At 63.2% G+C, this 18,963-nt stretch carries 18 protein-coding genes; 4 read left to right on the top strand and 14 right to left on the bottom strand.

The features are described from left to right. Positions 1-3: 3 nt before the first annotated feature. The 10 genes from SO139_RS05815 to SO139_RS05770 all read right to left on the bottom strand — a co-directional run bounded on the left by SO139_RS05815 (position 4) and on the right by SO139_RS05770 (position 10,187). Positions 4-393, bottom strand: coding sequence for a cyclic nucleotide-binding domain-containing protein (locus SO139_RS05815; RefSeq protein ID WP_449378533.1), 390 nt, complete (start codon positions 391-393; stop codon positions 4-6). Between the two features lie 79 nt (positions 394-472). After that, positions 473-1,504, bottom strand: a complete 1,032-nt coding sequence (locus SO139_RS05810) for an HAD family hydrolase (RefSeq protein WP_449378532.1) — start codon at positions 1,502-1,504, stop codon at positions 473-475. Between the two features lie 75 nt (positions 1,505-1,579). Then, positions 1,580-3,256: an arylsulfatase gene (locus tag SO139_RS05805; RefSeq protein WP_474799566.1), complete on the bottom strand. Its 1,677-nt coding sequence runs from the start codon at positions 3,254-3,256 to the stop codon at positions 1,580-1,582. Continuing rightward, positions 3,253-4,176, bottom strand: coding sequence for a formylglycine-generating enzyme family protein (locus SO139_RS05800; protein WP_498539774.1), 924 nt, complete (start codon positions 4,174-4,176; stop codon positions 3,253-3,255). The genes SO139_RS05805 and SO139_RS05800 overlap by 4 nt, the downstream gene beginning before the upstream one ends. A gap of 212 nt (positions 4,177-4,388) precedes the next feature. Further along, on the bottom strand, positions 4,389-4,808 hold the full coding sequence (locus SO139_RS05795) for a response regulator (protein WP_449378529.1): 420 nt from the start codon (positions 4,806-4,808) through the stop codon (positions 4,389-4,391). A 133-nt stretch (positions 4,809-4,941) separates the two neighbouring features. Continuing rightward, positions 4,942-5,559, bottom strand: a complete 618-nt coding sequence (locus SO139_RS05790; RefSeq protein WP_449378528.1) for a response regulator — start codon at positions 5,557-5,559, stop codon at positions 4,942-4,944. 8 nt (positions 5,560-5,567) lie between these two features. Next, positions 5,568-7,253, bottom strand: a complete 1,686-nt coding sequence (locus SO139_RS05785) for a sensor histidine kinase (RefSeq protein ID WP_474799568.1) — start codon at positions 7,251-7,253, stop codon at positions 5,568-5,570. Between the two features lie 397 nt (positions 7,254-7,650). Next, on the bottom strand, positions 7,651-9,513 hold the full coding sequence (locus SO139_RS05780; RefSeq protein ID WP_449378526.1) for an ABC-F family ATP-binding cassette domain-containing protein: 1,863 nt from the start codon (positions 9,511-9,513) through the stop codon (positions 7,651-7,653). 48 nt (positions 9,514-9,561) lie between these two features. Beyond that, positions 9,562-9,744 (bottom strand): hypothetical protein, encoded by a 183-nt coding sequence (locus tag SO139_RS05775; protein WP_254094860.1) that lies wholly within the window; start codon positions 9,742-9,744, stop codon positions 9,562-9,564. A gap of 194 nt (positions 9,745-9,938) precedes the next feature. Next, entirely contained in the window at positions 9,939-10,187 is a 249-nt protein-coding gene (locus SO139_RS05770) for a sulfur globule protein precursor (protein ID WP_449378525.1), read from the bottom strand. 296 nt (positions 10,188-10,483) lie between these two features. Here SO139_RS05770 and ndk point away from each other — a divergent pair, with 296 nt between their 5' ends. After that, positions 10,484-10,906: a nucleoside-diphosphate kinase gene (gene ndk, locus SO139_RS05765; protein ID WP_027522612.1), complete on the top strand. Its 423-nt coding sequence runs from the start codon at positions 10,484-10,486 to the stop codon at positions 10,904-10,906. 15 nt (positions 10,907-10,921) lie between these two features. After that, positions 10,922-11,782 carry a TerC family protein gene (locus tag SO139_RS05760; protein WP_449378524.1) on the top strand — a complete coding sequence of 287 codons (861 nt, stop codon included), beginning with the start codon at positions 10,922-10,924 and terminating at the stop codon, positions 11,780-11,782. Positions 11,783-11,875: 93 nt separating this feature from the next. Here SO139_RS05760 and ppx read toward each other — a convergent pair whose 3' ends face one another. From ppx to SO139_RS05740, 4 genes are all read right to left on the bottom strand, one after another. Continuing rightward, positions 11,876-13,378 carry an exopolyphosphatase gene (ppx, locus tag SO139_RS05755; RefSeq protein WP_449378523.1) on the bottom strand — a complete coding sequence of 501 codons (1,503 nt, stop codon included), beginning with the start codon at positions 13,376-13,378 and terminating at the stop codon, positions 11,876-11,878. Between the two features lie 15 nt (positions 13,379-13,393). Beyond that, complete coding sequence (locus tag SO139_RS05750; RefSeq protein ID WP_449378628.1) at positions 13,394-15,583, bottom strand: RNA degradosome polyphosphate kinase; 2,190 nt, start codon at positions 15,581-15,583, stop codon at positions 13,394-13,396. Between the two features lie 161 nt (positions 15,584-15,744). Further along, positions 15,745-16,422, bottom strand: a complete 678-nt coding sequence (locus SO139_RS05745; protein WP_449378522.1) for a P-loop NTPase family protein — start codon at positions 16,420-16,422, stop codon at positions 15,745-15,747. 92 nt (positions 16,423-16,514) lie between these two features. Next, a complete protein-coding gene (locus SO139_RS05740; RefSeq protein WP_449378521.1) occupies positions 16,515-17,057 on the bottom strand; it encodes a CDP-alcohol phosphatidyltransferase family protein in 543 nt (180 codons plus the stop codon). Between the two features lie 153 nt (positions 17,058-17,210). Between SO139_RS05740 and purM the strand changes: the two genes are divergently transcribed. Together purM and purN are read left to right on the top strand one after the other, a co-directional pair. Next, positions 17,211-18,284: a phosphoribosylformylglycinamidine cyclo-ligase gene (purM, locus tag SO139_RS05735; RefSeq protein WP_449378520.1), complete on the top strand. Its 1,074-nt coding sequence runs from the start codon at positions 17,211-17,213 to the stop codon at positions 18,282-18,284. A 5-nt stretch (positions 18,285-18,289) separates the two neighbouring features. Beyond that, positions 18,290-18,943 (top strand): phosphoribosylglycinamide formyltransferase, encoded by a 654-nt coding sequence (purN, locus tag SO139_RS05730; RefSeq protein WP_449378519.1) that lies wholly within the window; start codon positions 18,290-18,292, stop codon positions 18,941-18,943. Positions 18,944-18,963 lie beyond the last annotated feature (20 nt).

The following is an 18,963-nucleotide window of genomic DNA, read 5'->3' as shown; positions in this document are numbered from 1 at the left end:
CGACTAGGTGGACAGATCAATGATGCGCTTAGACAGATAGTCGACCCAGTACCGGAGGAACGGATCGGCCTCCGCCAGTTTCTGCTTGAGCCGGCTCTCGCTGATGGCCAAGAGCTCGCATCCATTTCTTGTGTAGGCCGATGCGGCGCGCTGCGCTCCTGCCATCAATGCGTGCACGCCAAACATCTGGCCGGGCTTCAGCTCGGTCACGGCACGCTCCTGATCGGTTCCAAACCGGAGAAAAATGGTCACATCGCCCCGAAGCAAGACATACGCGATCGTTCCGGTTTCGCCTTCCGCGAAGATCGTCGAACCTCCAGGATAGGTCCTTCGAGCCAAGCCTTCCCGAATCGATGCGATCGGAGCGTCCGTCGTTTTGGGTTCGATGATCATGGCAGGCCACCCGTTTCTACCAAGCTCTAACGACAGGCCAACAGCGCTCGGAAGAGCATCCCGATTGAAGTTGGATCGTTTACTTCCCTGCGCCTTCCGCCGGAAAGATCTGCTTCCAGTCCTCCTTCATGTCGACGATGGTCCATCCTCGCCGCTTAGCCTCGTCCCATACCTCGTCGAGTTTTCCAACTTTGGATTGCCGGTCATAGGCGTACTCCCGCGCGCCGTCCGTGTGGTGCACGATGCCGGCAAAACGGGGACCTTGCCCGGCCATCGTCCATTGCAGCATTTGAAGATCACCGTCAGAGTTGCCGAAGGCGAGGATCGGCCGGTGGCCGATGAAGCGGTTGATACCGACCGGCTTTCCGGGGCCATCGTCGACGAATTCGACCTTGGGCTGCTTGATTAGCTCGGGAGTGCCGCTGGGTCCGAGTTGGAACTTCACCACGCCGGACGAACCGACGACCTGTTCGGGAGGAATACCGTAGGTCCGCTCGGCGAATACCCGCATGAACTCGACGCCACCGCCCGATACTATAAACGTCTTGAAGCCGTTTTGACGGAGGTAGGCGAGGAGCTCGAGCTGCGGCTGGTAGACCAGCTTGTCATAGGGCTGATTGAAACGCGGGTGGCGCGCCGTCGCTAACCAATCAGCAACCGTTCCGGAGAAGGCATCGGTTGTCATCTCAGCGTGGCTGACCGCCACGATTTCGAGCAGCCCCTTCTCGCCGGCGGCCTCCAGTCCCTTCGCGTCGTCCTCGATCGCCGCCTTGAATGGCTGCATGTCCTTCCATTCCGGATGCTGCGGCATCATCGCTTTGATGCGATCAAGTGCGAACGCGAGCTGAAAATAGACCGGCTGCTCAGACCAAAGCGTCCCATCATTATCGAAGACCGCGATGCGCTCGGCGGGGCGCACAAAATCCGCGCTGCCTGGCGTAACCACGCGTGCGACGAAATCGGTGATTGATCTCTTCGCCGCACCGTCGTGCCAGGACGGCAGCGGGTCGGATTGCGCTGACGCATCGTGGCTTGCAAGCAGGCAAGACGTGGCTCCAAGCAACGCGACGAGAATCAAGCGTCGGGTCGCTTGCTGCATGCTGGCGGTCATGGCGATCTCCCGTTGACCGGAATCCCTTGGAGCGCCGGCCAGCCTAAACGCAGGTCGGCGCTCCGTTTGCGGCTTTCAACCGCCGTGCGCGCTCTCCAATTGACTCATGATCTGATCGACGCTGAAGCTTGACGGCTTTTGCCGTGGCGGGAAGTCCTTGAATGTCGCGACAAACTGCGCCACGAAGGCTTGCGCCGGAACAAACAAGAATGCCCGCTGCATCGTCCAGTCGTAGTAGGTATTTGATGTGATATCCGCGCGCTCGTAGGGATCCGTTCGCAAGTTGAACAACTTGGGCAACCGCCGGCAGACAAACGGTTCTCCCCAAAGATCGAGGGTACCGGGCGTCTTCTGCTCACAGAACACGACCTTCCAGTTTTGATAACGTATCGCTACGAGCTCGGCGTCGTCGTTGATATAGAAGAACTCCTTGCGCTCGGATTTATCCTGCTGGCCAGTGAGGAACGGCAACTGATTGTAGCCGTCGAGATGGACCTTGAACGTCTTGCCCATCGAGCTGTAGCCGGTCAGCAACTTGCTCTTTATTTCGGGCTCGCCGACCGCGGCCAGCAACGTCGGGAACCAGTCGAGTGCGGCGAAGACTTCGTTGCTGACCTGTCCCGGCTTGATGCGGCCTGGCCAGCGGATCATCGCAGGAACGCGGTAGGCGCCCTCCCAGTTGGTGTTCTTCTCACTGCGGAACGGCGTCATCCCGCCGTCGGGCCACGAGTTCATGTGTACGCCGTTGTCCGTCCCATAAATCACGATAGTGTTGTTGCCGATGCCGAGATCGTCGAGTGCGTTGAGCAGGCTCCCGACGTCCCCATCGTGTTCGAGCATGCCGTCGATGTATTCACTCAGACCGCTGCGCCCCCTGTATTCCGGCCGCACATGCGTGTAGAGGTGCATGCGCGTGGCATTCCACCAGCAGAAAAACGGTTTGTTGGCCTGTACCTGCCGCTTGATGAAGTCGATCGCGGCGTTGGTCGTCTCGTCGTCGACCGTTTCCATTCGTTTCCTGGAAAGCGGGCCAGTGTCTTCGATGGTCTGCGTGCCGACCTTGCCGAACCGCGGATCGACGGTTGGGTCGTCGCGGTCGGTGGCCCTGCATTTGAGCACGCCGCGCGGACCGAATTTGGCCTTGAACGAGGGGTCCTTCGGATAGTCCTCGCGCTCGGGCTCTTCCTCGGCATTGAGATGATAGAGGTTGCCGAAGAATTCATCGAAGCCGTGCACTGTCGGCAGGAATTCGTTGCGATCGCCGAGGTGGTTCTTGCCGAATTGGCCGGTGGCGTAGCCGAACGGTTTGAGCGCCCCGGCAATGGTGATGTCCTCGGAACGCAGGCCGAGCGCGGCGCCAGGCAGGCCAACTTTGGTCATTCCGGTGCGCAGACCGGATTGGCCCGTGATAAACGATGCGCGTCCCGCAGTGCAGCTCTGCTCGGCGTAGTAGTCGGTGAACATCAAGCCTTCATGGGCGATACGGTCGATGTTCGGCGTCCTATATCCCATCAGGCCGAACGAATAGGCACTGACGTTGGCCAATCCGACATCGTCGCCCCAGATGACGAGGATATTCGGCCGCTGTCCGGACGGAGCGGGTTGTTGCGCCTGTGCCTCGCCCACCTGGAGCTGCCCGGCAGCGGCAAGCGCGGAGGTCGCTGCAAACGCGGTGCTACCCAGCAGAATGCGGCGTCGGTTCAGGGTTGCGTCCTTCATTTTGATTGCGTCTTGATCGCTATTCGCACTCATGCTTCGCTCCTTTTGCGGATGACACAACGAAAGCCGACGTGAGTCGTGGAGGTATCGACCGGCTCAGCGTGGCGAGCGGCCGGGCGGTAGCGGCGGCAGTAGTTCGGGGCGCAGAGGTGCGAGCCGCCCTTCAGAGCTTTTCGCGGGATCTTGATATTGGGCTGGCAGGGATCGTAGCTCTGCTGTTGACATCCACCGCGTGGGTTCTCTGGAACGCAACAGGCCTTCGGCGCATCGGCTTCGTGGCTTGGCGTGTACCAGTCGCTGGTCCATTCCCAGACGTTGCCGATCATGTCGTAGACGCCATAGGCGTTGGGCGGAAAAGCGATCACCGGCGAGGTGAGTGCGAAGCCATCATCGCAGCGATTCTGATGCGGGAAGCTGCCCTGCCAGGTGTTGGCCATGTGCTTGCCTCCTGGCGTGAGCTCGTCACCCCAGGCGAACTCCGCGCCATCCAGGCCCCCTCGCGCAGCGAATTCCCATTCAGCCTCGGTTGGTAGGTCTTTGTCGACCCAGTGCGCGTAAGCGAGCGCATCGGAGTAGGCGACGTGCACCACAGGATGATCGTCGAGATTGGCGATACTGCTCTTCGGACCGTAAGGGTGGCGCCAATCGGCACCTTTCATGAAGGTCCACCATTGGCTCCAGTCGTGGAGGTCAACCGGTCGCTGGGGAGGCACAAAAACAAGCGAGCCGGCATAGAGCATATGGGGCAATGCACCCGGATAGTCCTTCGGATCGGGCGGGATTTCAGCAAACGTGACGTGGCCCGTCGCCTTCACGAATGCCTTGAACTGACGGTTCGTGACCGGCGTACAGTCGATCCAGTACGGATCAATTGCGACACGGTGCACAGGAGCTTCCTCCGGATAGTGCTGGTTCGAACCCATTCTGAACGTGCCACCGGGGATAAGGGTCATGCCCTTGTGGTCAGTCGTCAACATCGGCGTTGTCCTCGCATCTCGAAGTGCCGGCTCCGGTGGCGGGCAACGGGGCTCGTGCGCGGTCATCCGGGCGAGACCGCGGAGCCGCGACCGTTGCAAAAAGGGAATTGATCATTCACCGTGCCTCTCGATCTGCTCCACCGCCTTATCGGCAGCCTTCTTTTTGTCGACTTGAATCTCTTTTGCTCTCAGTCGCTCCTCAGCCCGCCGCCGAGCGCGGTTCGCGCGGAAGATGAAACGTATTTCCCCCCTGCAAGAACGGTTTCGACCGCGTCCACCAACTCGTCGCCTGCATCGGATTTCACGACATAGCCCCGCGCACCTTCCGCGAGCGCTCGCAGGATGATTGCGGGTTCGTGCAGAACAGTCGCGAAGAGGATGAGGGACTGCGGACGCGTGTCCAGGATTCGGCGCGCTGCCGTCAATCCGCTGATGCCGGGCATCGCGATATCGCTGATGATGAGGTCGGGAGCCTCGAGACGCGCGGCCGCGATCAGGGCCTGTCCATCGGGCACGACGTGGACGTCGTAACGGGAGTCGAGCAGGGCTTGCAGGCGCTGAGCCATCTCGGGGTGATCCTCTGCCAAGATGACACGTATTCGCCTCATGTCCGTCTCGGCGGTTGGCGGTGCCTTGAGTTCGCGCCAAACCTACGCGTCCAAGCAAACGAACACATCGGGGAAAGTCGAAACTTCGAGCGTGGATATCACGGGGCAGGGGCACCCGGATTTCCCGGTCATCTCACTCGGGAATGAGACCTTGTTTGATGGCAAATTTTACCAAATCGGCAGTGCTCTTGACGCCGAGTGCTGCAAGTAACTGGCTCTTGTGATCTTCCACTGTTCTCACGGAGATCCCAAGCTGGGCGGCGATCTCTTTCATGCGATTGCCCTGCGCGATCAGCCGCAGCACTTCCAGCTGGCGCGACGAGAGCGAGGATCTACCGGCATCGGCGGAGCGTGACATCGTCTCCAGCACGTCCTTGGTGATATGTGGCGTTAGATAGATACGGTCTGCCATGACTGCTCGGATCGCGTCGAGCAATTCCTCTCCGGCGGCTGCCTTGAGAAGGTAACCGCATGCGCCGTCGCGTATCGCCTGCGTTGCGAGTTGTGGTTCGGTGTGAACCGTCAGGAAGATGAAACGAGCCTTCGAGCCTCCTGCCTTGAGCTGGCGAAGGGCCTCCAGTCCGCTCATGACGGGCATGGTGACATCGGACACGACGATGTCGGGTTTCAATCGCTGCACGGCCTCGACGAGCTGTTTTCCATTGTCGACTTGCGCAACGAGGTCGGCGACTTCGCCGACCAGCCGGCCGAGCCCTTCCGCGACCATCACATGGTCATCAGCGAGGATCACGCGCGGTCTCAATGCAATCCCCCGGCCGGAATGCAGATGGTGGCAACGGTGCCTGCCTTCGGTGCCGACTTGATCTCGAACGTGCCGCCCAGCATCCTCACGCGCTCGCGCATGCTCAGAAGCCCGAGGCCGCACTGGCTGCCGGAGGCGTCAGCGTCGAAACCGTCCCCGTCGTCGGCAATCCTCATCACGATTTGACCGTCCTCGCGCGCGACCGAAATACGCCCGGTCCGGGCATGGGCGTGCTTGGCGATGTTGCGCAGTGCTTCCTGCGCAACCCTGTACAGGCACAGCTTGACGTCGTCCCTGACCGCCGTACAGCCTTCGGCGACATCGAGATCGATCGATGTGTTCGAGTCACGGGCGATCTCTTCGCAGCGTTCGCGCAACGCCTCTGGCAAACCTGCATGTTCGAGCACACCCTGATGCAGACCATGCGAGAGGTCGCGCATATCTTCCGCCAGATCGACTGTCAGCCGCTGAAGCTGCGACAGTTCGGCCCTGATCGGCTCCTGCGATCCCGGGAGACGGCGTCTCAGGCTGCTCAATCCGATTGACAGCGAGGCGACGCGCTGGCCGACATCGTCGTGCAATTCTCGTGCGATCCTCCGACGCTCTTCGTCTTGCGCATGAATCAGTCGGCCGGCAAGGTAGCGCAGTTGCTCATAGCTGGTCCGCAGCGCGCTCTCCTTCGAGCGATTGTCTTGCTCCGCCGCCCAGCGGCGCGATCGCTGCGCGATGAGGGCGGCTATGAGGAGCGACTGGAGGACGATGAGGGAGCCCGCTCCGATGATGTAGCGATGATAGAGCTCCCAAGCGCCGGGCGCCTTGAAGAGAACCACCGAGCCGGGCGGAAGATTGCTCTCGCTCAGGCCCCAACGTTGCATGGCCTGGTAGTCGACCCGGTAAGCCGCTTCGGAGCTGGTTCGAGGAGGAATCGAGGTTGGGTCCTTGCCTGCAAGAATTTCGCGCGCGATGTCGCCAGCGGTGCGGCCCATTGCTTCGTAGCTTTCGCTGAACCCGCCGATAAAGCCTCTCACCGGATAGGGATAGGGTGCATAAATCGGTGCCGACGAAGACTTGATGAGCTGGGCCGCGACCTCGGACGGCATCAGTGCCCTCCCGGCGCCGTCGCGAAACATCGAAAGGAGAATGACGATCGAGTCGCTAGGGATCTCGGCGACCTTGGCGATGACTTCGTCGTAGCGCAGATCGAACAGATAGGTCGTCTCGAGCTTACGATCTCGCGCCTCGACGGCTCTCCGAGCGATCGGTTGCCATCGGCGGTCGACAAGACCGCTACCTGCAATGACGAAGAGGCGACGCGTATCCGGTTGAAGGCGCTCGGCCAGAGCGATGGTTCCATTCAGATTTGCGTCGAGGTCGACAATGTGGCCGGTCACGTCAGACGGCGGCTTTGCAGCCGAGTAGCCCTGCCGTGAGACACCGAGAAACACGACGGGAACATGAGGCGCGAAATCATCCCGGTGCTGTATGACAAATGGCAAGGCATCGCCGCCGATGACCATGACGATGTCGGGCCGCCTGTTCGTGTATCTGTCGCGGAGAAAATGGGCCATCAGAGACTCGTGGCCCGGCTCGGCAAAGCGGGCGAGGTCGAGATATTCGGCGTCGAGCTCGATCTTCTGCGGCGACCGCTCCAGTATACGGCTGCGCGCGGCGTCTGAGGCCATGGACGTGGCTGGAAATGTGTAGTTGTAGGAATGCAAGATCAGAATGTGCTTCGCTGTCTCGTCCGCGTGGCTTGGCGATCCGAAATACAGCAAGCTGCACAGAAGAAGTCTTCTCGTTTTGTGGAGCCCAATAGGGGCACGCAAGCGCCAGAAACTGTGAGGCTTCGCGCGGCACATCGAGAAAACCTCGGCTTTCATCGATCCGGCAAGGCTATCGCGTAGCAAAGGCGGTGAGATGTGCGATCTGTGCCATCAACCAATTTGTCGCGGTCGATGACCGGCTCGGCGGATCAGATACTCATCGCCGACGGTTTTAGAGGTTGAGGTATTATTACACCTCTACTTTGCATGGGGTTGTTTTTCAGATTTTTGGTGACGGCCTAGCAGCCGCGGAGCTCTAACCCGCCGCCTCGTCATATTGCGCGCTGGCCTCGAGCCATTGCTCCTCAGCCCGCGTGAGCGCGTCGGCGGCGTTGGCGCGTGCTTTGGAGAGCTGCGCGGCCTGCTTGGGGTCGCGGGTGAAGATGTCGGGGAGGGCGAGTGCGGTATCGATCTTGGCGATGATCTCGCTGACGCGCGCGATCTCGGCCTCGGCCTCTGCGATGCGCTTCTTCAGCGGGCCACGATTGTCCGATCGCGCCCGCTGCGGCTTCTCGCTTGCGCCATTGCGCTCGCGTGGGCCGTTATCCACGCTTGCCGCCGACAGCACCACGCGCCGGTAGTCGTCGAGATCGCCGTCATAGTTCGTCACCGTGCGGTCCGCGACCAGCCAAAGCCGCTCGGCACAGGCCTCGATCAGGTAGCGGTCGTGCGAGACCATGATGACGGCGCCGGGAAAGTCGTTGATCGCCTCCGCAAGCGCGGCGCGGCTGTCGATGTCGAGATGGTTGGTCGGCTCGTCCAGGATGATCATGTTGGGGCCGAAGAAGGTCGCAAGGCCCAGCAGCAGCCGCGCCTTCTCGCCGCCGGACAGCTTGCCGGCCTTGGTGTCGGCCGCCTTGCCGGAAAAGCCGATCGCGCCGGCGCGCGCGCGTACCTTGGCCTCGGGCGCATCGCCCATCAGCTTGCGGACGTGGTCGTAGGCGGAGGCATCCTCGTTCAACTCGTCGAGCTGGTGCTGCGCGAAATAGGCGATCGACAGTTTGTCGGCGCGTGTGACCCTGCCGGAGAACGGCGTGAGCTTGCCTGCGAGCAGCTTCACCAGCGTCGACTTGCCGTTTCCGTTGGCGCCCAAGAGCGCGATGCGGTCGTCATTGTCGATGCGCAAGGTGACGCGGCTCAGCACGGGGGTCGCAGGATCATAGCCGACCGAGACGTTGTCGACGGCGATGATCGGTGGCGACAGCGTCTTCTCCGGCGGCGGGAAGCTGATCTCGTGCACGTCCTGCGTCACCAGCGCCGTGATCGGCTTCAGCCGCTCCAGCATCTTGACGCGCGACTGGGCCTGACGCGCTTTGGAGGCTTTGGCCTTGAAGCGGTCGACGAAGGCTTGCAGGCGTGCCCGCTCGGCCTCCTGGCGCTTGACCTGCTTGGCATCCAGCATTTCCCGCGCGGCGCGCTGCTCCTCGAATGACGAGTAGCTGCCGCGATAGAGCGTCAGCTTGCCGCGATCCAGGTGCAGGATCTGGTCGACCGAGCTTTCGAGGAGATCGCGGTCGTGGCTGATCACGATCACGGTGCGGGGATAATGGGCGAGGTGGTCCTCCAGCCACAGCGTGCCTTCGAGATCGAGATAGTTGGTGGGCTCGTCAAGCAGCAGGAGGTCGGGCGCTGCAAACAGCGTCGCGGCAAGCGCCACGCGCATCCGCCAGCCACCGGAGAACTCCGAGCAGGCGCGCAACTGGTTCGCGGCCGAGAAGCCGAGGCCGCTGAGAATCGCAGCCGCGCGGGCAGGGGCCGAATGCGCATCGATGTCGACGAGCCGGGTCTGGATCTCCGCGATGCGATGCGGGTCGTGCGCGGTGTCGGCCTCGCGCAGCAGCGCGTCGCGCTCGAGATCGGCCTTGAGCACGACCTCGATCAGGCTTTCCGGGCCGTCAGGCGCCTCCTGTGCCAGGCTGCCGATGTGCCAGCGCGGCGGCAGCGCGACCGAGCCATGCTCGGCGGCGAGCTCGCTGCGGATCACTTTGAACAGCGTCGACTTGCCGGTACCATTGCGTCCCACCAGGCCGACGCGCGAACCGGGCGTGATCTGCACGGAGCTCTGGTCGATCAGGAGGCGTCCGGCGAGGCGGACCGAAAGGTCGGTGATGGTGAGCATGCGGCCTTGTCACCGCAGCGCGAGGCAAACGCAACCCCGTTGTTACGCCTAGTTCTGCGGATCGCGGTCGCGATCCCGCTTGCGCAGCTCGTTCACGAGGTGCTCGAGATATGTCGGAAGCCGCGGCTCGGGCCGTAGGCTCTGCTGGAGCCGTTCGCCGATGGCGTCGCAGATCGATCGGCTGGTCCGCCGGTCCATCTGTTCGCTGTCGTTGGCGGATTGGCGAGGCATCGCGGGTTCCATCGTGAAAAGCAAGGACACCCTACCAAGTCACTGTCCGCGAAATAGTTTCGGTCCCGATGGGGACCGCCTTTCATTCTCGTAAAAATTGTATGAGCGCGGCAATGTGCGCTCAAGGCAAAGCCCCGGCGGGTGGGGGACGCCGGGGCTTCTTCTGGAAGTTCTCTTGGAAGGTGCTGACGGGCTCAGTAGCAGCGGTTCACCAGCCGCCAGCGGGGTCCCCAGGGGGTCGGGACCAGCTGGCGCACATAGCAGCCGCCATAGCCGTAGGAGACGGGGCCGCCGGCATAGAAACGCGGTGCGCCCCAGCCCCAGCCATGGTGCCAGCCGCCATGCCAACCGCCGCCATACCAATGGGCGGAGGCAGAGGTCGGAGCCAGCGCGGCACCCAGCCCGACCGCGGCGACTGCAGCAAGCGAAAGTTTCCTCAACATCGTGATCTCCTCAAAACTGCCGGCGCGGGCCTGCGCGTCGATGGAATGGCCGCCGAAACGCCTCTTGAAGGGCAGAACGCGTCTCGATGGCCCCGACATTAAGCCGGTGATCCTGAACCGGGGCCTGAATGGACGTTGCAGATTGGGTTCATCTCGATGAAATAATAGTAATTAAGGAATCCGGCCCCCGCGGCGATCCGCCTGTGAGGCCCTTTTGGCCGGTCGCTTGCCGTTCGCCGATCGCGCCGATATAAGCCCGGCAACTCCAAATCACCCCCCTTCTCAAGGACAGAACCATGGCGATTGAACGCACCTTCTCGATCATCAAGCCCGACGCGACCGAGCGTAACCTGACCGGTGCGGTCAACGCCGTGATCGAGAAGGCCGGCCTGCGCATCGTCGCCCAGAAGCGCATCCGTATGACCAAGGGCCAGGCCGAGACCTTCTATGCCGTGCACAAGGCCCGTCCGTTCTTCGGCGAGCTCGTCGAGTTCATGACCTCCGGCCCCGTGGTCGTGCAGGTGCTGGAAGGCGAGGGCGCGATCGCCAAGTACCGCGAGGCGATGGGCGCGACCGACCCGTCGAAGGCGGCCGATGGCACCATCCGCAAGCTCTACGCCAAGTCGATCGGCGAGAACTCGGTGCATGGCTCCGACGCCCCCGAGACGGCCGTGATCGAGATCGCCCAGTTCTTCTCGGGCAACGAGATCGTCGGCTGATCGGAAGGACGCATTGTGAACTGGCTCTGGCAGATCTTCGACCCCGCCACGCTCGGGTCGTTCTTCACCCAGTTCCGCAATGAAATGGCCGAGCCGGCGTTCTGGGTCGCGGTCGGCAAGATCATCTGGATCAATATCCTGCTCTCCGGCGACAATGCGCTGGTGATCGCGCTTGCATGCCGCGGGCTGAAGCCGCGGCATCGGTTGTGGGGCATGGTGCTAGGTGCGGGGGCCGCTGTGCTGCTGCGCATCGTCTTCACCGGCATCGTCGCGAGCCTGATGGCGCTGCCATACCTCAAGCTGGTCGGCGGTCTCGCTTTGATCGTGATCGCCGCCAAGCTTTTGGTGCCGGAGAACGAGGACGAGGACGACGTCGCCTCGGCCTCGCATCTGTGGCAGGCGGTGCAGATCGTCGTTGTCGCCGACATCATCATGAGTCTGGACAACGTGATCGCGGTTGCGGCCGCCGCCAATGGCAGCGTGCCGCTCCTGGTCCTCGGCCTTGCGATCAGCGTTCCCCTGATCGTGGCCGGCGCCGCGCTGATTATGGCGCTGCTGTCAAAACTGCCGATCCTGGTCTGGGCCGGCGCGGCTTTGCTCGGCTGGATCGCCGGCGAGGTGATCGCGACCGATCCGGGCGTCGAGCCGAAGCTGCATGCGCTGTCCGACGGTCCGGTCGGCGTATCGCTGGACACGCTGCTTGCGGGCTTGCGCATCCCGCCGCAATTTGCCCATGGCGGCGCGGGTGCCGAATATCTCTGCGCCGTGCTCGGCGTCATCGTCGTGCTGGTCGTCGGCTATATCTGGCGCCGGCGCAGCCTGCATGTAGCTGCGCTCGAAGCTTCCGAACGCCACGCCAAGGTGTCGGCTGAATAAACTTTATCGTTTGAGCATGATCTCCGCGCAAACGCGTTCCGCGTTTGTCGCGAGGGGAAAACCGCTGCACACTTTTCCGGATCGTGCTCTAGTCTAACGCCTTACGATCGACCCCGAGCGGCCGACCAGACGGGCGAGCTGCTTGAAGCGGCCGCCGACGCGATCGGCGACGAGATCGCCGAGGCGGTGCTCGAACACCAGCATCAGCTTGCGGCCAGTGCTGCGGAAATGGGTGGCGGGCAGCACGCCGGGCCGGGCCGCCGAGATCAGATGCGCAACGCGGAACGCGGCGCCCAAGAGCCGCGCGCGCTCGAGATGCGCAGGCGTGAGCAGCTCCTGCATCGTCAGCGGCGGCTGGTTCTCTTCGCTCAAGCCTGCATAGCGATAGAACACCGACAGGCCGACGAAGGCGCGGCCTTCGTGGCTGATCGCGCCGAAATTGCCGTTTACCACGAGGCTCAGCGTCTGCTCGCCGCGGTGGTCGGGATGGACGCGCCAGCCGATGTCGGAGAGCAGACACGCGGTGTGGCGAAGCCTGCGGTCCTCTTCCGTCTCGCGCAGCTTCACCACGCGCACGAAGCGGTCGGTCCACTCGATCAGCTCGCGGGCATGGCGCGCCGAGCGCGACATCAGTTGGTTCAGCTCTTCCGCAGCGCAGATCAATCCGTCCTTGGCACGTTCGGCTTCCGACAGCTTCTCGTGCAGCAGGCCTTCGCGCACGCCGAAGGTCGAGAACGCGATCGTCTTCGGCCGGGCGACGCGGATGATGTGCTCGAGCACCAGCGCGGCATAGGTGAGGAGCGGCCGCCGCGCGTCGGCGACTACTTCGATGTCGGCGAGCATGTTGGACGCAACCAGGCGCCGCAGGCGTCGCGCAAAATCCAGCGCATCCGCCGCCGGTATCGAATAGCCGTGCATCACCTGGAGCGGATAGCCGCTCTGGATGATGTGGATGCGGGCGAGTGCGCGCCATGTGCCGCCGACCGCATAGAAGGTGCGGCCATGCCCGGCCTTGAGCTGCGCCACGGCGTCGAGTTCCTCGCGCACGATACGGTCGGCGCGCTTCAGCGATTTATGCGCGAGATCCTGCAGGGCGAGCCCGCCCAGCGGCAGCGTCACGCCGCTGCGCACGCTGTTGCGGTGGACCTCGACGAGCTCCAGCGAGCCGCCGCCGAGATCACCGACGATGCCGTCGGGGTGGTGGATGCCGGAGACGACGCCGAGCGCCGAGAGCCGTGCCTCGCGCGGGCCCGACAGGATCTCGATCTTCACCGCGCAGATACGCTCGGCCTTGGCGATGAAGTCGGGGCCGTTGGAGGCGTCCCGGCACGCGGCAGTCGCGATCGCAAAGACGCGGCCGACCTGCATCACGCGGCAGAGTGCCCGAAATCGCTTCAGCGAGGTCAGCGCCTTGTCGACCGCGTCGGGCGCGAGCAGACCGGTGCTCTGCACCTCGCGGCCGAGGCCGCAGAGCGTCTTCTCGTTGAAGATCGGAATGAGGCTCCGCGCCAACGCCTCGTAGACGACGAGACGAACCGAGTTGGAGCCGATATCGATCACCGCGACGCTTGCGCCACGTTTGCGCGGCCGTGTCACGGCAACAATCCCCAATCAGGACTGATGACGTTCGTTCCGGCGCGTGAGACGCCGCGGCGAGGATTCCTTGAGCGACTTTCCACGGCCAGACAGACTCGGATTTGTCATGAAGTAGTTGTGCACGTTGAAAGGCTCCTCGCCCTTCGCGGCTTTCATACGCGTTGACGATCCATCGGGCAACAATTGCCAGCTCTGCTCGTTGTCCTTCAGATTCGCGACCATGATCTGTTCGAGAACCTGCTGATGTACCGTTGGATTTTGCAGCGGGCACAGCACTTCGACACGGCGATCGAGATTGCGCGGCATCATGTCGGCTGACGAGATATACACAGCCGCTTTCGCGCTCGGCAGGCCCTGGCCCATGCCGAAACAGTAGATTCGACCGTGCTCGAGGAAGCGCCCGATGATCGACTTGACGCGGATGTTCTCTGACAGGCCGGGGATACCCGGCCGCAGGCAGCAGATACCGCGCACCACGAGCTCGACCTGGACGCCGGCTTGAGACGCCTCGTAGAGCGCGTCGATGATGTCGGGGTCGACCAGGGCATTCATCTTCATCCAGACCGCGCCAGGCTTGCCGTGCCGTGCATACTCGATCTCGCCCTGGATGTGCTCGAGGATGCGCTTGCGCAGCGTCAGCGGCGATACCGCCATCTTGTCGAGATCGCTCGGTGCCGCGTAGCCGGTGATGAAGTTGAACACGCGCGCAGCGTCGCGGCCGATGGTCGGGTCCGAGGTGAAGTAGGAGAGATCGGTGTAGATGCGCGCGGTCACCGGATGGTAGTTGCCGGTGCCGGTGTGAACATAGGTGGTGAGGCTGCCGCCCTCGCGGCGCACGACCATCGAGAGTTTTGCATGCGTCTTCAGCTCGAGGAAGCCGTAGACGACCTGCACGCCGGCGCGCTCGAGGTCGCGCGCCCAGCGGATATTCGCTTCCTCGTCGAAGCGCGCCTTGAGCTCGATCAGCGCGGTGACGGACTTGCCCGCCTCGGCGGCCTCGGCCAGCGCGCGCACGATCGGCGAATTGTTGGAGGTGCGGTAGAGCGTCTGCTTGATCGCGACGACGTCGGGGTCGCGCGTGGCTTGCTGGAGAAACTGCACCACGACATCGAAGGATTCATAGGGATGGTGGACGATGAGGTCCTTTTGCCGGATCGCAGCGAAGATGTCGCCGCCATGCTCGCGCACGCGCTCGGGATGACGGGGCACGTACGGGGTGAATTCGAGGTCGGGGCGATCGAGGCGGGTGAGCTGCGACAGCTCGTTCATGGCGAGCACGCCGTCGACCAGGAACACTTCGTCATCGGCAGCTGAAAGCGCGTGCTGCACGAAGTTGCGCAGTTGCTCAGGCGTCTTGGCATCGACCTCGAGCCGGATCACCGATCCACGGCGGCGGCGCTTCAGCGCCGTCTCGAACACGCGAACGAGGTCTTCGGCCTCTTCCTCGATTTCCATTTCGGAGTCGCGGATGATGCGGAAGGCGCCCTGGCCGTGCACGGTATAGCCGGGGAACAGACGGTTGATGAAGAGTGCGGTAGCCTGCTCGAGCGGGATCAGCCGCGTCACGCCATCAACGGGCAGTTTGATGAAGCGGTCGATCTTGCCGGGCATGCGGATCAGCGCGTTCATCTGCCTGCCGTCGGCGGCGCGCGTGAGCTGCAGGGCGATGGTGAAGCCGAGGCTCGGAATGAACGGGAAGGGGTGGGCGGGATCGATCGCAAGCGGGGTGAGCAGCGGGAATACGTTGTGGAGAAAGTAGTCCTCCAGCCACGTCCGCTCTGCCTTGGTGACATCCTTGCCGTCCACCAGCACGATGCCGACCTCGGCAAGCGTGCCGCGCAGATCGCGCCAGATCGCCTGCTGGTCGCTTGCGAGTTGCGAGACGGTCCGGTTGATCAGGGCGAGTTGCTCGGACGGGGTCAGGCCGTCGGGGCTGCGCTCGGGGATACCCTCTCGGACCTGCGCCTTGATGCCGGCGACGCGGACCATGAAGAACTCATCAAGGTTATTCGCCGAAATCGACAGGAATCGCACCCGCTCCAGCACCGGGTGGTGGGAGTTGACGGATTCCTCCAGGACCCGGCGGTTGAAATGTAGCCAGGAGAGCTCGCGATTGATGAATCGCTCGGGGCTCGTGGCGATCGCCGGCAGACCCGTCGCTTCTAGTTCTTTTTCTTTGATTTCAATAGCTTGCGCGGAGTCCATGAGAAGTCGGTCCATATTGTCTCGCCTTACTTTGCGACTTACGCGCAAAACCGGCGGGAGCATGTGTTAATGCGATGACGTTTCGATGACATTGATGTTCCGCCGCTCGGCCGCGTCAAGCGGTCGAGGTGGGCGGGGGCCTGCAAAAGGGACTGGAAATGTCAGGCGTCGCGGAGCAGCTCGGCCGCCAGTGCGCGGGTCACGGGCCGGCCGAGCCGCAGGGCTTCGCCGTCGAGCAACTCCACGGCCCGCCGCGCGGCGGCGGAGGAGCGCTCCAGGCGGGTCGCGAGATAGCTGACCACGCTCTCATCCACGCTCAGTTGGCGGTCTGCGCAGAACTTGACGATCAGGCCGCGGAAAAGCTGGTCGTCCGGCGGCAGGAGCGACACCACCGGCACGGCGCGCAGGCGCGAGCGGAGGTCGCGCAGCTCGATATCCAGTGCCGCCGGTACCTCGCGGCCTGTGAGCAGGACGTAGGCGCCGTCCTCGCGCGCGAGGTTCAACAGATGGAAGAGCGCGCGCTCATCCAAATCCTTCGCTTTCAGGTCCTCGACGACCAGTGCGCCCGTGGCGAGCGCTCCAGGCACGGCGGCCGCAGTCAATGCATTGGCGGTAGTGGAGCGGGCGCCCGCCTCTTCGGCCCAGATGGCGGCGAGGTGGCTCTTACCTGAGCCTTCGGGCCCCGCCAGCCACATGATCCGGTTTGGCCATTCGGGCCAACCGGTGATCAGGGCGAGACCGGCGGCGTTGGCGGGGCCTTCGAGAAAATTGTCCCGGCTCAGGCTTTCCGCATGCGGAAGCGAAAACGCCAGTTGTCGGGGATGAACGCGGCCTGCCACGCTTGCTTTGCTCCATGCCGGACGGGCCGGCTTTGTTCGAAGAGATTCGACCTATCGGGCGGGAGTTGGCCTTTTGCGGGGCCGCATCCCCCTCATTTCGCCTCGATCGTGCTCATGTGTCGCAGCCACTCGACGAGATAGAGCGACACGGAGGAGAGCGTGAAGACCGTGACGAGGCCCATCAGGATTATATCATAGGGTCCGGGGTTGAAGCCGAAGGCAAGGGAGGCCAGCACCAACGCCGCATACGCCACCTGGGCTGCAGTGTTGAGCTTCGACACTTTCGACGGCTTCATCTCGACCGGCTTGTCGAACAGCCAGGAGACGATCACGGCGGCGACGATCATGATGTCGCGGGAGACCACCAGAATCACGATCCAGCGCGGGATGTCGCCCCAGATGCCGAGTGCCAGATAGATCGAGACCAGCAGCGCCTTGTCGGCGAGCGGATCGAGCAGGGCGCCGAGCTCGCTCCTCATGTTGAAGCGCTTGGCCAGGAAGCCGTCGACGGCGTCGCTGATGCCGGCGATCAGGAAGACGGCGAACGCCACCTCCATTTGGCTCGACACAATCGCCCAGACGATGATCGGGACCAGCATAATGCGGCCCAGGGTAATGATGTTCGGAATACTCACGCGGCGCTTCCCGGCACCCGGTGTGACCTCGAATCCGGCCCTTTGGAGGCTGAACCGGTTGATATCTACATAGTATAGCCTCAGGCCTCTTGCGAGCCATTGCGCAACCCTCGAATTCGACGTAACCAGCCGCAAATCCACTGGAAATCCGGCATGACCGACCGCAAAAACGGCCTTACCTACGCCGATTCAGGCGTCGACATCGATGCGGGCAATCGCTTGGTCGACCTGATCAAGCCGATGGTGCGCGCCACCGCGCGTGCCGGCGCCGATGCCGAGATCGGCGGTTTTGGTGGCCTGTTCGATCTCAAGGCAGCCGGGTTCAAGGACCCGGTCCTGGTCGCCGCCACCGACGGTGTCGGCACCAAGGTCAAAATCGCTATCGAGACCGGCCTGCATGGCGGGATCGGCATCGACCTCGTCGCGATGAGCGTCAACGACCTCGTGGTGCAGGGGGCTGAGCCGCTGTTCTTCCTCGACTATTTCGCCTGCGGCAAGCTCGACCCCGAGGCTGCTGCGTCGATCGTCGCGGGCGTTGCCGAAGGCTGCCGCGAGTCAGGTTGCGCATTGATCGGCGGCGAGACCGCCGAGATGCCGGGCCTCTACAAGGACGGCGACTATGATCTCGCCGGTTTCGCGGTTGGTGCTGCCGAGCGCGGGACGCTACTGCCGCGCAAGGATATCGCCGCGGGCGATGCAGTGATCGGGCTCGCGTCCTCGGGCGTGCATTCCAACGGCTTCTCGCTGGTGCGCAAGATCGTCGAGCAGTCCGGCCTGGGCTTCGAGGCCCAGGCGCCGTTTGCGCCGGTCATGACGCTCGGGGGGGCGCTGCTCGCGCCGACCCGGCTCTATGTCAAATCCTGCCTGCGCGCGATCCGCGAGACCGGCGCGGTGAAGGGCCTTGCCCACATCACCGGCGGCGGCTTCACCGACAACATCCCGCGCGTGCTGCCGAAACATCTCGGTGTCGGCATCGATCTCGCCCGCTTGCCGGTGCTGCCGGTGTTCAAATGGCTGGCGGCGCAAGGCGGCATCGCCGAGCTCGAAATGCTGCGCACCTTCAACTGCGGCATCGGCATGATCGCGATCGTCGAGCCGGATGCCGCCGACAAGGTGATCGAGGTCTTCACCGATGCCGGCGAGACGGCGGCGCAACTCGGCACTGTGATCCCGGCCGAGGGCGAGCATCGCGTCGTTTATAACGGCCAACTCGATCTGTCGCTGTAAAACCCATGAAGCGCCGTGTCGCCATCCTGATCTCAGGCCGAGGCTCCAACATGGCGGCGCTGATCAAGGCCGCCGCCGCACCGGATTTTCCGGCGGAGATCTCGCTCGTCATTTCGAACAAGGCCGCCGCACTGGGCCTGGAGAAGGCGAGGGCGAGCGGCGTAAAGACGCTGGTGATCGAGAGCAAGCCGTTCGGTAAGGACCGCGCCGGCTTCGAGGCGGCGCTGCATGCCGCGCTCGACCAGCACGGCATCGAGCTGATCTGTCTCGGCGGCTTCATGCGGCTGTTCACGGCAGAGTTCACGCAAAGCTGGTACGGACGAATGCTCAACATCCATCCCTCGCTGCTGCCGTCCTTCCCCGGTCTTGATCCGCACGGCCAGGCTTTGCGCGCGGGCGTCAAGCTGTCCGGCGCGACGGTGCACTTCGTGATCCCCGCGACCGATGCCGGCCCAATCGTGATGCAGGGCGCGGTTCCCGTCAGCGACAACGACACGGCGGATACGCTCTCCGAACGTATCCTCGAAGTCGAGCACCGCATCTATCCCGAAGCGCTGCGCCTGCTTGCGACCGGCAAGGTCCGAATCGACGGCGATGTCTGCAAGACGGGGGGGAGCGGCGGCTCGGAGAATTTCTTGATCTCGCCGGTGGTGAGCTGAAGCGCCATGCAGGCTTGAGC

It is taken from the genome of Bradyrhizobium sp. UFLA05-89 (genome assembly GCF_059803475.1).
Note: the sequence above shows the minus strand (reverse complement) of the source record. Positions and strands in the feature narration are given on the sequence as shown.

Coding starts and splice junctions, on each gene's coding strand:
- SO139_RS05785 (WP_474799568.1), bottom strand. CDS start 7,253: ATGGCCTCAGACGCCGCGCGCAGCCGTATACTGGAGCGGTCGCCGCAG.
- SO139_RS05770 (WP_449378525.1), bottom strand. CDS start 10,187: ATGTTGAGGAAACTTTCGCTTGCTGCAGTCGCCGCGGTCGGGCTGGGT.
- SO139_RS05800 (WP_498539774.1), bottom strand. CDS start 4,176: ATGACCCTTATCCCCGGTGGCACGTTCAGAATGGGTTCGAACCAGCAC.
- SO139_RS05795 (WP_449378529.1), bottom strand. CDS start 4,808: ATGAGGCGAATACGTGTCATCTTGGCAGAGGATCACCCCGAGATGGCT.
- SO139_RS05810 (WP_449378532.1), bottom strand. CDS start 1,504: ATGACCGCCAGCATGCAGCAAGCGACCCGACGCTTGATTCTCGTCGCG.
- SO139_RS05775 (WP_254094860.1), bottom strand. CDS start 9,744: ATGCCTCGCCAATCCGCCAACGACAGCGAACAGATGGACCGGCGGACC.
- SO139_RS05750 (WP_449378628.1), bottom strand. CDS start 15,583: ATGGACTCCGCGCAAGCTATTGAAATCAAAGAAAAAGAACTAGAAGCG.
- purM (WP_449378520.1), top strand. CDS start 17,211: ATGACCGACCGCAAAAACGGCCTTACCTACGCCGATTCAGGCGTCGAC.
- SO139_RS05815 (WP_449378533.1), bottom strand. CDS start 393: ATGATCATCGAACCCAAAACGACGGACGCTCCGATCGCATCGATTCGG.
- SO139_RS05805 (WP_474799566.1), bottom strand. CDS start 3,256: ATGAGTGCGAATAGCGATCAAGACGCAATCAAAATGAAGGACGCAACC.
- purN (WP_449378519.1), top strand. CDS start 18,290: ATGAAGCGCCGTGTCGCCATCCTGATCTCAGGCCGAGGCTCCAACATG.
- ndk (WP_027522612.1), top strand. CDS start 10,484: ATGGCGATTGAACGCACCTTCTCGATCATCAAGCCCGACGCGACCGAG.
- SO139_RS05780 (WP_449378526.1), bottom strand. CDS start 9,513: ATGCTCACCATCACCGACCTTTCGGTCCGCCTCGCCGGACGCCTCCTG.